Source organism: Paraburkholderia sp. CNPSo 3076 (assembly GCF_026343935.1).
In the GTDB taxonomy this organism is placed as follows: domain Bacteria; phylum Pseudomonadota; class Gammaproteobacteria; order Burkholderiales; family Burkholderiaceae; genus Paraburkholderia; species Paraburkholderia nodosa.
The window spans coordinates 32,481-47,146 of record NZ_JAPMAL010000026.1; the positions used below are offsets into that span (position 1 = coordinate 32,481).

Below are 14,666 nucleotides of genomic sequence, written 5' to 3' on the forward strand. Positions count from 1 at the left end.
TCTACGTCAAGGAAAAATCGACATGGAATACGAACGCTTCTACGCCATCCTTCATGGCCAACGTCTCGACGAGCCCATCTCGTGGGTCTACATCGCGGCGCTGGTCGCAGTGGCGGTTGCGGGTTGGAAAGTCGGCGGCATTTTATTTGACGCACGCCATGGCTCGGGGGACGAACAATGAAAGGCATCGAGAAAGCAACGAGAAGTTTCATGAGCTGGCACTGGCTCGCACGCCGCGCAGCGATTGCCATCGCCTGCTATCTGCTCGCACTTCTCGGTCTGTTGTTCTACGCCTACGGTATGCAGCAGAGCGGCAAATTTCTATTTACGTGCGGCAGCGTAGGTTTTGGCTGGGCAATTGGCTTCCTGTATGCCATACGAGTGGCATTCTCCCTGCTTCTCCGGTGCAGACGCATGTTTATGTAGATTCCGACTATTGTGCGCGCTACGAAGAAGTAGCGCGCAAAAGAAGGGAGCGCCGTCGCCGTTGCCCTGCCAAGTCGTCCTCCCTCCATTGGACCGGAGCAACGGAAGCGACAGCTTCCCACGAGGGGTTGGGCTGTCGGGGCCGTCTGATCAGCGATGTCAACGGATCGGCACTGCGGATAGATGAATCGCCTTGGTAGCGGCGCGAGTCGCCGGAGGAGAGCCTCACGGAGGAACGAAAGCCGACGGATTTTGGCCTTGTTTCGACTTACCAATCGGCAAAAAGCTCAACAGAAACGGCGCCATTCCGGGTTTAACCGTTTAGGCGCCTAAACGAAGGTCAGCCGAATGGCGTGCGGTGCGGGGGCGGGGCCGAACTCCGCTCTACACCAGACTGGCGTCCGGAGCGCATCCCAGGGATCGCCGCCAGTGTGCCTCCGCGCCTAAGCCAATCAATACACCGGCGTATTCTGGCGTTGTTGAGCGACGAAGGTTCGTACGGTCGAATGATCTGATGTCGCTTTATAGCCCGGGCCCGCACGCCGTGCCCGACGCACCCCGATCTCGGCGGGCGTTGACAATCTGGGTAGGCGAGAAAATATGGCCGAAGCGAGGCCGCACCGCCGCCGTGATACTCTATGACTCGGTGTCATCTACGGACGGAGAATGACGATGGGTTGGAGCTTCTTCGCACTGGCTGTCGCTCTAGTGCTCGGCGCGTTCGGCCTGGTCATGGACCATAACGGTCGCAAGGCGGACCGTGAACGGGCCAACAGAGGATGCCCTAGCGACGGGGATTGAACGCGGGCTTCAGCATCGTCGCAATGTGCATTGTGTGGGGCCTGTGCGGGCTTGGCACGATTATGGATCGCGGCCGACGTAAAGCTGACTGCGACCACGGAAACAGACGGTGTCCAAACCACGGAGAATAGCTATGAGCTTCGCCGTTTTTACCTTGATTGTCGGGTTAGCCATCTGCTGGTACGGTGGCTATATGACGAGGAAGGGCCGGGAGGCGGATCGTGAACGCCGCTCGCGTTCGGAATGAACGGACGGCGGCGACGTGAGCCTCAACTGTCCATCAATTGACGCATGCTTGGGTGCGGTTTTAGCATTTCGAAGAGCCCCGTCATAGGTTCGATGCTTGCCCTCGGGAGTGCACGGGACGCTGCATGACCGCCAAAGGCGAAGTTGGCGTGCAACTTCCACTGCTCATCTCGCAGCGTTAGCGCGACCGGATTTCGGACGCGTCGGCGAACAGGGGAGGGCGGCTCATAATGGCCGTGGATGTGCGCCGCCGCCGCGGTACCCTATGACTGGATACCGTCCACCGTCGGAGAACAACGATGGGCTGGAGTTTTGGTGTACTGGGAGTCGCTGTCTTACTTGCTGCGTTGGATCTGGCCATGGGCCGTAACGGTCGCAGGGCCGACCGCGAACGTTAACTAGAGGACGGCGATACAACGGAGAATGAATATGGGTTTCGGGATTGTCGCGATGATCGTTGCGTTGGGCCTCTGCGGTATTGGCATGATCATGGACCGTAACGGTCGCAAGGCAGACCAGGAACGTGCAAACAGACGGCGTCCACTCCACGGAGAATGAGCATGGGTTTTGCAATTTTTACTTTGTTTGTCACGTTGGCCATCTACTTTTACGGTGGCTATATGTTGAAAAAGAGCCGTGAGGCAGATCGCGCGCGCCACTCGCGTTGGCACTGAACGAACGACTGCTGTTTCAGCTTTCACTATCGATTTCAATCAAGGCCGCGTTTTCGGACGCGGCTTTGTTTATTTCTGCGCGGTGTCTTGGCTTCGACGCGGGAATTCCTTGACCAGGCACGCCGGGTGTCCCACCCGTCGGCGTGACCGGTAAGATATGCAGGCAGTCGACCCGCAGTCGCACGCTGGTCGTGACAGCACGGCGACGGAAGAGCACGTGAAGAACGTTGCATTCAAACGCGATACCAGTTCGCGACATACGCCCCCGCCATCTCATTTGAAAACCGTCGCCACTCCCTGTCGTCCGTGCTGCCGGTGTCTTGACTGGCGTCGTTCTGTATTCATTTAGATTTCCTGACGACATTCTCCGCCGCAAGCTTGACTTTGCGATGGTGGGGGAATACTGGGATGGCGAACGTCCTCCGGAACGAGGCGATCGCTAACCTAGCTAACAGGAGAGCTGAGATGATGTTCGATGAAACGCCTCGATGCCAGCGTGTCCGGGATCTCGGGTTTGCTGAATTCAGATGCGGTGTTCAGATGACGCACGGACAGCACGACGAACCATGCGCCTTCAATGGCGCAGCGGATGGTTTGCATTGTCACTGTTGCTTGATCGGATGCGTTGACAAACGGGACAGCTGGATAACTTCCTATGTCCGGATGAGGCTAAGAATGATGGCGGGCGATATTTTTTCGGTATCCCGCCACACCGCCGACTTCGCTTCGCGTGCGTTGCAGGATCGTTTCATCTCGGACACGGATGCCGTGCTGAAACGAGTCCTTGACCTTGCCGCGCTGCGTTATCTGCGTGATGGTTCGACTACCGTCACGCAGGAGGACGTGACGGACGCGTTGCGCTTGTTACTCATGGAGGCCAGCCGCCCGTGAAGAGTTGGACATGCGACAGCCAGGATCCGATTCGACACGCGCCGGATCGTGCATAAACCGATCGACGGACACTGATTGGAAGTGCGTCGTCGATCCCCTTTGCAGCGGCGTCGTTGCGCCATGTTGAGTTGAAAGCCCTCAATCGAGTGCTGTTGTCCTCGTCCGCTTACGGTTCGTCGCCGGGGCGAATTCGGCACGCCACTCATCCTGTGAAATGCACGGTAGTCCGAGAGTCTCAGCGACGCGTTTGAACGCACCAGCTGCGTCGAGAAGATCGCGCTGCGCGATCACCTTGTGGGCGAGTCCATGCATGATTTTCTCTGGCGCACCATTGAGTCGCGCCGCGGTCAATTCGGTCTCGAAATCGACAGCGCGGTTCAAGACAGCGGCGATTGGCATCTTGAATTGCTGAGCCTTCGCAAAAGACGTTGATTCCGGAAGCGTCGCCTCGGGCAACAGCGTGATCTCCGTTTCACGCGCATATTCGGCCACCATGGGGTAGACCTCCTCGAGGGTGGCGTTCGCTGGGGCGTCGGTACAGAGGATCCGGATGCAGGACGCAGCCACACCCGCTGCACTTAGTTCCGCAAGCGTTTCTACGGCAGCCTGCTGTGATGCGGTGTCCGGAGACGTCGACACGATGATCGTTTTCAATTCGGTAAGAACAGGGCGCCTTGCCTGGATGAATGCGATCACGGCTTTCCGGTCTTCAGGCGACACGTCGATAATTCCCCCGCGCCGGGATGTCATCAAGGTGCAGTAGTGATCCTGAAGTGCTGTTTCAGTGGCCTCCAAACGTGTGTTGCTCTCGTGCTCTCCAGCCATATCAAGCGGGCCGGGATTGATGAGTAATCCTCCAGTCTGTGCGTGAAGAACTTGCGCTGCTGAATTTTGCGCGGCACCGTTCGAGCTTTGAAAGTGAGCCATAATCAGATGAGTCATGGTTGATCCTTCGATGTTTGTAGATGGAGCGATGAAAGGCATTAAGAACGTTGCTTACTTGAGATCGACGTCGGTGCGAACCGTATCCTGCACGCACGCTTCGCGCTTGGCCCGGCGTCTGCGACTGCGGGCGAGTTGCGAGGATTCGAGCGGCTGGTAGGTTCGCAAGCGAAATGCGTCCCACTGTCGGTTCTCGATGGGGCGACGAATACGCGGGATCACGACGGAGCGCAGAACCTTGCCGCTGTAGCCTGCGTGCAGGCATACAAGGAGCACGGCGCTAAGTGCGACCAGCGCGTCATCGACATGGCAGTCCCGGTAGTCGAGATGGCGCGCGTATGCATGAAGCGCGTCCTCCGGAATATCGAGGATGGAAGTGGGCGATAGACGGCGCGATTGGAGGAAGTCTTCAAACTGTCGCCATGGTGGTAGCAGCGTTTTGACGGCGTTCTCGCTGCTGTATCGGTTAAGCGCGCCACGCGCTTCCTCGGTGAGTGGGGATTCCAGCATGTCGTCTTGCTCCTATGTAAGTATTTGGTTTGCAGCCGTGAGGTAATTTGTAGTGCAGATTAAAAGAATTTTTGTCTGGGCCTGTTTCCTCCATGATTCGTTTGAAAACGGCGTCCACGCGCTGGCCTTCGCCGCCTGTCGGCAGGCTCGTGAGACGCGGACCGATCCTCTGGGCGGCTCGTCGCGGACACGGCGGGGTCCTTCGTTTGCTTGCGGGGAACGAAGTCGCTCGGCAAGTGGATTTTTTCTGGGAACCGATGGCGGATCTCCCAGCAGTAGACCTCGAGAATCATCTTCACCCGCGACGGTCCGTGACCGAGGCGGTCCGAGAGCTGGGTCAGTACATCGACAGGTGGTACGCCGCGATCCAGTGCGGAGTTAGCGAAGTCGACCGCATACGTGAATCGCAGACTGTGGCTCGCGAGTTCCCGACGCATTGGCAATTGCTCGAAGCGTGATTTCAGGCGGGACTTTGCGCTTTTGAGATCGTCGTGGCAGCCGCTCACCAACTCAAAGTCGCGATCGCGGCAGAACGCCAGCGCTGCGTTAATTGCGTCGAGCGTCTCGTCGATATGGTCGGCCAGCACTTCGGTGCGGCGCGGGCGGCCGTTCTTGGCTCCGCGTTCGACAGGCAGGCGTCGATCTCCCTGCAAGATCAGATCTCGCCACGTTTCCAGTGACTTGCCGCACATGAGCGCCTCGCGCATGCGAAGTCCCAGCCAACGCATCAGGCGTATCACGTGCACAACGCTGTGATCGAACGCCTGGGCAGCGGCGAGCAGATCGCTGAATTCCTGGGGTGTACGCGCTCGATGCCTGCCATGCCGGTCTCGTCGCTCGAGCTGGAGGTCCCGACTGCGGGTTGAGCCGGACACATCCTGTCCGGCGGTACCTTGAATCACTGAGAGCGACGCTCGATAGTTCGCGAGCGTGCCAGGTTTCATCGCCCCGGCAACGAGGAACCAGACGAAGTATTCGAGCATCCAGTCTTCCGCCTGGTCCACCGCTTCCAGCGTGTGGCCAACGCGCGCGGCGAAACGCGCGAACTCGCTCCAGTGCAAGCGGCGGTGCTTCTGTGAGTCTTTGCTTCCGCCGGCGTCCCGACTCATCTGCGCGGCGTGGTTGACGCCTCTTGATCTTCGTCCCATAGGGTTCCTTTCCTGTGGCTGGCTGGTTTTTCCGCCTGTACTTCAGCCTCATGCGCGGGGCGGCGACGCACATGAGGGCACCCTGTTGCCACCGGCTGCGGTGGCGTCGTGTCCGCAAAGGACACGTGATTGAGCAGGGCCAACGAGGGTGCGACGTTGACCTGCTGTGATTCGGAAGTGCAAAAAGATGGGCAGAGGCGGTTTAGCTGAGGGTCCCCGGTTAGAGCCGGTGGAAAGGTCTGCGCTTGGAAATGAGAGCCCGGGGGCGGTATGAACACCGCGCGTCGCAAGGCGACGCATTCGATGTTCAACCGCATTTGTGTGCATGCAGCACGTGGGCGATGACGGCTCGCGTGAGGGCGAGCACGATGTGGGCGGATTCTCGGGTGAACAAGTCACGTCGGGATCGCGCTTGAGGGCGTGTGAACGGGTTGATGTGCGCCAGAGCGGCGCGTGGCAGACCAGAACGTTCGATGAGCTCGAGCGTTTCAAAGATGCGAATAAGGACCACGATTGTCCGCAAGCGGACAATTGAGACATGCTGCTGATCCCGGTTGCACCAGGAGCTCAGTCATGCCTTCGCGTAGCCCCCTTCGATTTGGGCAAGTAACGTGTGCAGCGTTCGGGCGGGAAAACGCAACTCCGCACAAAAATGCCACACGACGCTTCGGGGAGCACTTGGCTCCAGCAAGGCGAGGAATGGATGAGCGATCAGTGAATCGTCGTTGACCATCATCGCGCTGGCCAAAAGTGAGGCTGCAAGGCCTTCTTTTGTGCGAGTCAGATCTGTTTAGCGCCTTGCGGCGCGAGACTTTTCAAAGGTGTCGCAGGACAGTCAGCGGATAGACCGTCGGTGCCGGTTAGCGACTTATGAAGGGAGGTACGCTTCGCTTGAGCTCACACCAAGGCTGTTGAACCAGCAGGCGTAAGCGACGACGAGAATGATGAGGCGACCTGGAAGCCGCGCGCAGTCACGAAGCGACCGTGCGGGGGGTAGCACGAATGCATAGGATATTCGCCTGCGTCGGCGACAAAACCGACCACTCGACGAGCTCCCCGAAAGGGAGCATTGCATTCTTCGGTCTAGCCTGGTGAGGCTAGATCAACGTCTCAAAAGAATTTTGGGCGATAAGAGCCCTTACCCGCAAAAAGCGGTTTAACGGTCGATGCTCTGGGGAGCGCACAGCAGCGACATTAAATCTCAATCGTATGAGGATAGTCAAGCGCTTCCTTCGCAATGTGCATCATTGCCGATGCCAATATGGTCATCGTTCCGATTCCGGAACCGTGCTGACGGCCGTTGCCCGGTAGACCTTGCGGCTTGAGCCATACGCGAGCCGCGGCTGGTGTTACGCCGCGCGGCAAGGACGTGTCCCAGCAACCGCGGGCAAAGGCACTTGCCACATTTCCCATGCCGTGCCCGCGGCTCAAATGCGCGGGGAGCCATATTGGATGCGATCTGTTGGCTGCCGGCGCGGGTCTGGACGGGTTGGGTGCGTGTTGGGGTCATCACCTGACGCAATTCCACAACGAACAGCAGGATCGCCGCTGTGGTGCCTCGCTACGTGCCTTGCGCAAACAGCGCGCGCTTCACCTTCTGCAAGGTGCGGTACGGCGTCACGAAGTGAAGCAGGCTCTTCGCCACGCCCGCCCAGTCGCGCCAGTTCAGCACGTTCAGATAACGCAGTTGCAAGCGCAGCGTCGACACGATTTGCCGGCGCCGCTTCGTCGCGCTGATACCGCCTTCGTTCAGCTCATAGTAGAGGCCAAGCTCCGGCAGATTCGCGCACTCGTAGCGCTCCATCAATCGCAGGAACAGGTCGAGGTCCTCAGCGGCCGGATACTGCACGCGATAGTTGCCCACGGCGAGCACGGCATCAATACGCAGCATCACCGAAGGATGCACGAGCGGCGAGCGCAACAGGCGCGTGCGCCGCAGCGCGCGCGCGTCGCTGCTCGGACGCAGCATGAAAAGCGGCTCACCCGCACGATTGACCACCTGGGTCCACGTGCCGAGCGCCGCGAGCGTGGGCTCGGCTTCCATGCGCGCGCGCTGTTTCGCGAGGCGCTGAGGCGCGGCGAGATCGCCCGCATCGATACGTGCCGCGTAGCGAAACCCGCGCGCCGCAAGCGCCTCGACACCCGCCTGCAACGCGCGCTCGATGCCGCCGTTCTTCGCCAAGCGCAAAACTTCCACGCACATGCCAGGCACCTCGGGCGCGACGATGGGCGGCGTGCTGCCATCATCGACGACGAGCGCATAGATCGTTGCGTCCTCATCGAACGACGCGAGCGTGCGCGCGACGTCGTCCTGGCCGTTGTACGCGGGCATGAGCACGGCAACGTCGGCGAGCGCGCCTTCGCGTGCGTCGCTCGTTGGAAGCGCGGCGGAATTCATCATGAAACTAGCTTGAAGCGGATGTAGTAAAGGTTCACGTTGGCCGCCGCGAGATAGCCTGCCGCGAGGCCGCACAGCGCGCCATACGAGCCGAGTCGCGGTATCGCCACGAGATTCACGGCGAACGCCACCGCGAGCGCGAGCAGCCATTTCGCCAGCAGCACGAATTTCGCCTGATATTTGAGCACGACGAGGTTGCCGATGGCTTCGAGCCCCGCTGGCACCGAAAGCCACACGGCCCAGCGGAAGATGCCGATCGCGCCTTCATAGTCCGGCCCGAACACGCGGCCGATGATGAAGCCTGCGAGCGCGTCGAGCACGAGCGCGCCGGCCACCATCAGCACGGCCGTCATCGCGAAGAGGCGCACGAGGTTGCGGCGCAGCTGCGCGGTCTGCTGCACGCGATAGACGAAGGCAGGCGCAATCGTCTGCGAGAGCATGAGCGCAAGCGTGATCCAGTTCTCGTTGAGCTGCTGCGCGGCGGAGTAGCGGCCGAGATCGGCGAACGAGATCGTGCGCTCGAGCATCAGGCGATCGAGCTTCAGGAACAGGTACATGCAGATGAGCCCGAGCCAGAACACCGTGCCCGCGCTCGCGAAATGCTTGAAGAGCGAGCGGTCCACGTGCCAGCCGAGCTTGCCGCCGTGGCGGCGCCGGAAGTAGAGCACGAGCGCCGCGCCAATCGCCGCCGATTCGAGCGCCCAGAGCCAGCCGAAGGTGGCGGGCGCGAACGCCGCGCGCGCAAGCAGGTACACGAGCAGCGCCTTGATCGCCGCCGTCGTCATGCTCGCGAGCAATTGCGGCTTGCTGTACGTCATGCTCTGCAGCCAGGCGTTGATCACGCCCACGAACGGCTCGCGAAACAGCATCGTCACGGCGAGCCCGGCGAGCATGGCGCCGACCATCGGATCGGTCACGCCGAGCGCAATGCCGGCCCACGTGAGAAGCAGCGCCGCCGCCGACACGCCGATGCGCAGCGCGAACGCGCTGCCGAGCACGGTGCCGAGTTGCTCCGGCGGCCGGTTGACGATGGTGGGTACGAGGATCTCGGCGCCACAGACCCAGGTCACGGGCGCGAGCACGAGCAGCAGCGTGTTGGCGTACTGCCACTTGCCGAAGACGTCAGGGCCGAAATAGCGCGCGAGCACGCCGCTGATGACGATGGCCACCGCGATCTGCGTGACGCGCTCGAGACCGAGCCACACGATGTTCGCAAACGCACGGGCGACGTCGGGGTTGCCAAAGCGCTTGAGGCTCAGCATCGCGCCTCGCCGTGGCGGGAAGCGCTAAAAAGGGGGCAGGCACGCGGCATGCGCAATCTTTCCGCCATTTTTGACGAATATTTTGGCAATAAAAGGAAACGGCGAAGCATTAAAATGGGTGCATACCACTGCCGAAAAACGGCAATTATAGTTTGTAACGGATCCCACTTTTCGTAACGCCAGAGGCTTTCAACTGCCTGTCCGTGTTACGAATAGACCCGAATCCCCATCAGGACGTGAGCCCCAACATGATTTCGAAATCGATTTTCAAGGCATATGACATTCGCGGCGTGATCGGCAAGACGCTCGACACCGACACCGCGCGCGCCATCGGCCGCGCGTTCGGCAGCGAAGTGCGTGCGCAGGGCGGCGACGCCGTGGTGATCGCGCGCGACGGCCGGCTCTCGGGTCCGGATCTCTCGCGTGCGCTGGCCGACGGCCTGTGCGAAGCCGGCGTGGACGTGGTCGACGTCGGCATGGTGCCCACGCCCGTGGGTTACTTCGCCGCGAGCGTGCCGCTCAAGCTCGTGGGCGGCGAGCGCAACGTGGACTCCTGCATCGTCGTGACGGGCAGCCACAATCCGCCCGACTACAACGGCTTCAAGATGGTCCTGCGCGGCAAGGCCATTTACGGCGACCAGATTCTCGCGCTCTACGATCGCATCGTTGCAGACCGTTTCGACGCGGGCGAGGGCAGCTACACGAAGTACGACATCGCCGATGCCTACGTCGATCGCATTTTGAGCGACGTGAAGCTCGCGCGGCCGCTGAAGATCGTCGTCGACACCGGCAACGGCGTGGCGGGCGATCTGGCGCCGCGTCTTTTCAAGGCGATGGGCTGCGAGCTGGTCGAGCTTTTCACGGAGGTGGACGGGACCTTCCCGAACCACCATCCGGACCCGGCGCACCCCGAGAATCTGCAGGACGTGATCCGGGCGCTGAAGGAAACGGATGCGGAGATCGGCTTCGCGTTCGACGGCGACGGCGACCGTCTGGGCGTCGTGACCAAGGACGGCCAGATCATCTACCCCGATCGCCAGCTCATGCTGTTTGCCGAGGAAGTGCTCTCGCGCAATCCGGGCAAGCAGATCATCTACGACGTGAAGTGCACGCGCAATCTCGCAAAGTGGGTGAAGGAAAAGGGCGGCGAGCCGCTCATGTGGAAGACGGGCCATTCGCTCGTGAAGGCGAAGCTGCGCGAAACCGGCGCGCCGCTCGCGGGTGAAATGAGCGGCCACGTGTTCTTCAAGGACCGCTGGTACGGCTTCGACGACGGCCTGTACACGGGCGCGCGTCTGCTCGAAATCCTCTCGCGCGTGGCCGACCCGAGCAAGCTGCTCAACGACCTGCCGAATTCGCACGCCACGCCCGAGCTGCAGCTGAAGCTCGAGGAAGGCGAGAACTTCGAGCTGATCGCGAAGCTGCAGAAGAACGCGAAGTTCACGGGCGAGGACGAGGTCATCACCATCGACGGCCTGCGCGTGGAATATCCGGACGGCTTTGGCCTCGCCCGCTCGTCGAACACCACGCCCGTGGTCGTGATGCGCTTCGAGGCCGACAACGATGCCGCGCTCGCGCGCATCCAGGCCGATTTCAAGCGCGTGATTCTCGCCGAGAAACCGGACGCGAAGCTGCCGTTCTAAGCCCCGGGGGCCACCACGCCCCTTGCGGCTCCTTGCGGCCACATGACGCGCCCAACGGCGCCCCGCCAGAAACGGCGCGGCGCCGTTTGCATTCCTTTCCGCGCATTTCCCCGGTTTTTCTTTGCAATTGCGTGCGGCGCGCTAAAATTGCCCACCTTTTTAATCTGTCCGGCCCAAGAGCCCTGAGCGTGCAAAAGATCCTCATCGTGCGCGTGTCGTCGCTTGGCGACGTCGTCCATAACATGCCCGCCATTGCCGATATCCGGCGACGGCACCCCGACGCGCAGATTGACTGGCTCGTCGAAGAGAGCTTCCAGTCGCTCGTCGAGCTCGTGGAGGGTGTGCGCCGCGCGATTCCGTTTTCGCTGCGCCGCTGGCGCAAGGGCCTCTTCTCGGGCGCCAACTGGCGCGAGATCGGCGCGTTCCGGCGCGCGCTCGCAGCCGAAAAGTACGACCTCGTGATCGACTGCCAGGGGCTCATCAAGACCGCCTGGGTCGCAAGCTGGGCGCGCGGTCCGCTCGTCGGCCTCGGCAACCGCACCGATGGCGCGGGTTACGAATGGCCCGTGCGCTTCTTCTACGACCGTTCGATCCGTATCGAGCCGCGCACCCACGTGGTCGAGCGCACGCGCAAACTGGTTGCCGGCGCGCTCGATCTCGCGCCGCCGTCGCCCACTGACGACATCGAGTTCGGCCTCGACACCTACCGCGCCGCTCAGGCGCTCGCGGGCGTCGGGCTTAACCTGCCGGTGCCCTATGTGGTGTTCGTGCACGCCACGTCGCGCGCCGACAAGCAGTGGCCCGACCAGCACTGGATCGAACTGGGACAGGCGCTCGTGCGGCGCGGCGCGTCGCTCGTGCTGCCCTGGGGTAGCGAGGCGGAGCGGGCCACGAGCGAGCGCCTCGCGCGCGAATTCGGCGAAGCGGCGATCGTGCCGCCCAGGCTCTCGCTGCCTGCCGTGGTGGGCCTCATCGACGGCGCAGCGGCCACGGTGGGCGTGGACACGGGCCTCGTGCACATCGCGGCGGCGCTGAAGCGGCCGACCGTCGAGTTGTACAATTTCGCGACCGCTTGGCGCACGGGCGGCTACTGGTCGCCGAACGTCGTCAATCTGGGCACGGCCGGCCAGCCGCCAACGCTCGCGCAGGTGAAGGACGTGCTGGCGGGCTTCGGGCTGCTGTAGCGCCGCACCGCCGCGGGCGCCTGGCAAACTGAGGGGCTGCGGCGCGTCAAGGCGGTCCACTGAGGCCGCGGGTATAAGAATCGGCACGCACGAGGGTGCACAAACGTGCACAGGCGCGCGCCAGGGCCTGGCCGGCAAGGGCCGCGCATGACGGCAATAGAGCGGGCAACAGGGCGTGCAACAAGGCACACCACGCTCGCAGCGCGCCACACCGGCAGGCAATCAGATCCATCGCTTCCAGGGGCGACCATGAACGAATCCCAGATCATCGAAATCACTTCCGCCGATTGGCAAGGCCAGCAGCTCTCGCAACCGCGCGAGACGCTGCTCGACGCCGTCGAGCAGGGCAAGGTGCTGTATTTTCCGAACCTGGCCTTTGCGATCGAAGGCGGCGAGCGCGCGCTGCTCGACCCGGCGATCGCCGACCCCAAGCGCAAGAACATCAGCCTCGACCCGAACGACGGCGCGCTGCACGGCGTGCTCGGCGACACAGTCACGCAGTCGGCTGTGCGCGCGTTGATCGCGCGCTACCAGACGTGCGCGCGCACGCTGGTGGACGGCCTCTTTCCCGAGTACACCGGCAAGCTGCGCGTGGCGCCCACGAGCCTGCGCCTGCATCAGGTGGAAACGCGCCAGACCTCGTGGCGCAAGGACGATTCGCGCCTGCACGTGGATGCGTTTCCCTCGCGCCCGAACTACGGCGAGCGCATCCTGCGCGTGTTCACCAACGTCAACCCGAACGGCGTGCCGCGCGTGTGGCGCGTGGGCGAGCCGTTCGAGGACATGGCCAGGCGCTTCCTGCCCAACATCAAGCCGCAGTTTCCGGGCTCGGCGTGGCTGCAGAATCTGCTGCACATCACGAAGTCGCCGCGCAGCGAGTACGACCATCTGATGCTCAATCTCCACGACGGCATGAAGGCCGATCTCGGCTATCAGAAGTCGAGCCCGCAGGAGACCATCGGCTTTCCGCCGGGCAGCGTGTGGGTGTGCTTCTCCGATCACACCTCGCACGCTGTGATGTCCGGTCAGTTCATGATGGAGCAGACCTTTTTCCTGCCGGTGAAGGAGATGGTGCATCCCGAATGGGCGCCGCTCGGCATTCTCGAACGCCTCAAGGGCAAGGAACTGGTTTGAATCCACGCGCGATGAGCCCGCCGATCCCCGCTACCTGCCGCGCGGCCGCGGCGTTTCGCATGACCCTGGCCGTCGCGGAGGCCCGATGCTAAGAGCGATCTATCGCGCGGCCTGGTGGCTCATTGCACCGCTCGCGGTGCTGCGGCTATTCATCCGCTCGCGCCGCGAGCGCGGCTATCGCGAGCATATCGGCGAGCGATTTGGCTATAGCGCCGGGCGCCTGCCCGAGGACGACGCGCCGCTCATCTGGGTGCATGCCGTTTCGGTGGGCGAGACCCGCGCGGCACAGCCGCTCGTCGACGCGCTGCAGGCGGCGCGTCCTGATGCGCGCATCCTGCTCACGCACATGACGCCGGGCGGCCGCGCCACCGGCGAGCAGCTCTTCGGCAATCGCGTGCTGCGCTGCTACCTGCCGTACGACGTGCCGCACGCGGTGCGGCGCTTCCTGCACGCATGGCGGCCGTCGGTCGGTCTCGTGATGGAAACCGAGGTGTGGCCCACGCTCATCGACGAATGCAAGCACGCCGACGTGCCGCTCGTGCTCACCAACGCGCGCATGTCGGCGCGTTCGTTCAAACGTGCGGCGAAATTCGGCGCGGGCACGCGCGAGGTATTCGGCGGCTTCACGCGCGTGCTCGCGCAAAGTCCCTCCGACGCGGAGCGCCTCACCGCGCTCGGCGCGCGCAACGTGGCGGTGCTCGGCAACCTCAAGTTCGACATGGCGAGCCCGCCCGCGCTGATTGCGCGGGGCCGCGAATGGCGGCACGCGATCGGCGAGCGGCCGGTGTGGGTGGCGGCGAGCACGCGCGAAGGTGAAGAGGAACTCGTGCTGCAGGCCTTCGCGACACTTACTCAATCCAATGCGGTGCCCGACGCGCTGCTGATCCTCGTGCCGCGCCATCCGCAGCGCTTCGACGAGGTGGCGGCGCTCGTGGAGCGCAAGAACTTCAAGCTCGAGCGGCGTTCGCGTTGGGCGCCGGCTGCCGCTGCTGCGGCTTCTGCGCACGCGGGCGTGCGCGTGTTGCCGCAGGACGTGAGCGTGCTGCTCGGGGATTCGATGGGGGAGATGGGCGCTTACTACGCTGCCGCCGATCTCGCGTTTATCGGCGGTAGTCTCCTGCCGCTCGGCGGGCAGAACCTGATCGAAGCGTGCGCCGTGGGCGTGCCGGTGTTGATCGGGCCGCACGTGTTCAACTTCACGCAAGCCACCGCCGACGCCACGGTCGCGGGCGCGGCCCTGCAGGTTCAGGACCCCGCCGATCTCGCGCGCGCCTTGCGCGAACTCTTCAACGACAAGCCTCGCCGGGTCGCCATGGGCGCGGCTGCAGCGGCATTCGCTTCGCGCCATCGCGGCGCGACGGCGCGCACGGTGGACGTGCTCACTACGCTGCTCTGAGCCGCATGACG

General features: G+C 62.8%; 13 protein-coding genes. 7 read left to right on the top strand and 6 right to left on the bottom strand.

Translation table 11 applies throughout. The features are described from left to right. The first annotated feature begins 22 nt into the window (after positions 1 to 22). Together M3A49_RS27625 and M3A49_RS27630 are read left to right on the top strand one after the other, a co-directional pair. On the top strand, positions 23 to 181 hold the full coding sequence (locus tag M3A49_RS27625; protein ID WP_266231870.1) for a hypothetical protein: 159 nt from the start codon (positions 23 to 25) through the stop codon (positions 179 to 181). Continuing rightward, positions 178 to 426, top strand: a complete 249-nt coding sequence (locus M3A49_RS27630; RefSeq protein ID WP_266231871.1) for a hypothetical protein — start codon at positions 178 to 180, stop codon at positions 424 to 426. Before M3A49_RS27625 ends, M3A49_RS27630 begins: the two co-directional genes overlap by 4 nt. 2,165 nt (positions 427 to 2,591) lie before the next feature. Here M3A49_RS27630 and M3A49_RS27635 read toward each other — a convergent pair. Next, the gene (locus M3A49_RS27635; RefSeq protein WP_254338374.1) at positions 2,592 to 2,747 is read right to left on the bottom strand and encodes a hypothetical protein; all 156 of its coding nucleotides are present in this window, start codon (positions 2,745 to 2,747) and stop codon (positions 2,592 to 2,594) included. Between the two features lie 75 nt (positions 2,748 to 2,822). On the opposite strand from M3A49_RS27635, the gene M3A49_RS27640 reads away from it, so the two are divergent. Then, on the top strand, positions 2,823 to 3,038 hold the full coding sequence (locus M3A49_RS27640) for a hypothetical protein (RefSeq protein WP_266231872.1): 216 nt from the start codon (positions 2,823 to 2,825) through the stop codon (positions 3,036 to 3,038). A 138-nt stretch (positions 3,039 to 3,176) separates the two neighbouring features. On the opposite strand, the gene M3A49_RS27645 is transcribed toward M3A49_RS27640, so the two are convergent. The 5 genes from M3A49_RS27645 to M3A49_RS27665 all read right to left on the bottom strand — a co-directional run bounded on the left by M3A49_RS27645 (position 3,177) and on the right by M3A49_RS27665 (position 9,298). Next, the gene (locus M3A49_RS27645; RefSeq protein ID WP_266231873.1) at positions 3,177 to 3,980 is read right to left on the bottom strand and encodes a hypothetical protein; all 804 of its coding nucleotides are present in this window, start codon (positions 3,978 to 3,980) and stop codon (positions 3,177 to 3,179) included. A 54-nt stretch (positions 3,981 to 4,034) separates the two neighbouring features. Continuing rightward, positions 4,035 to 4,490 (bottom strand): hypothetical protein, encoded by a 456-nt coding sequence (locus M3A49_RS27650; protein WP_266231874.1) that lies wholly within the window; start codon positions 4,488 to 4,490, stop codon positions 4,035 to 4,037. A 59-nt stretch (positions 4,491 to 4,549) separates the two neighbouring features. After that, positions 4,550 to 5,638 carry an integrase domain-containing protein gene (locus M3A49_RS27655; RefSeq protein WP_266231875.1) on the bottom strand — a complete coding sequence of 363 codons (1,089 nt, stop codon included), beginning with the start codon at positions 5,636 to 5,638 and terminating at the stop codon, positions 4,550 to 4,552. A gap of 1,561 nt (positions 5,639 to 7,199) precedes the next feature. Next, entirely contained in the window at positions 7,200 to 8,036 is an 837-nt protein-coding gene (locus M3A49_RS27660; protein WP_266231940.1) for a glycosyltransferase, read from the bottom strand. Beyond that, a complete protein-coding gene (locus M3A49_RS27665; RefSeq protein ID WP_266231876.1) occupies positions 8,036 to 9,298 on the bottom strand; it encodes an oligosaccharide flippase family protein in 1,263 nt (420 codons plus the stop codon). Before M3A49_RS27665 ends, M3A49_RS27660 begins: the two co-directional genes overlap by 1 nt. Positions 9,299 to 9,546: 248 nt before the next feature. Here M3A49_RS27665 and M3A49_RS27670 point away from each other — a divergent pair, with 248 nt between their 5' ends. The 4 genes from M3A49_RS27670 (at position 9,547) to waaA (ending at position 14,655) form a co-directional block, all read left to right on the top strand. Then, the gene (locus M3A49_RS27670; RefSeq protein ID WP_254355923.1) at positions 9,547 to 10,941 is read left to right on the top strand and encodes a phosphomannomutase/phosphoglucomutase; all 1,395 of its coding nucleotides are present in this window, start codon (positions 9,547 to 9,549) and stop codon (positions 10,939 to 10,941) included. Positions 10,942 to 11,129: 188 nt separating this feature from the next. After that, entirely contained in the window at positions 11,130 to 12,125 is a 996-nt protein-coding gene (gene waaC, locus M3A49_RS27675) for a lipopolysaccharide heptosyltransferase I (protein WP_266231877.1), read from the top strand. Between the two features lie 249 nt (positions 12,126 to 12,374). Next, positions 12,375 to 13,259 (top strand): Kdo hydroxylase family protein, encoded by an 885-nt coding sequence (locus M3A49_RS27680; protein ID WP_266231878.1) that lies wholly within the window; start codon positions 12,375 to 12,377, stop codon positions 13,257 to 13,259. 85 nt (positions 13,260 to 13,344) lie between these two features. Then, positions 13,345 to 14,655, top strand: coding sequence for a lipid IV(A) 3-deoxy-D-manno-octulosonic acid transferase (gene waaA / locus M3A49_RS27685; protein WP_266231879.1), 1,311 nt, complete (start codon positions 13,345 to 13,347; stop codon positions 14,653 to 14,655). Positions 14,656 to 14,666 lie beyond the last annotated feature (11 nt).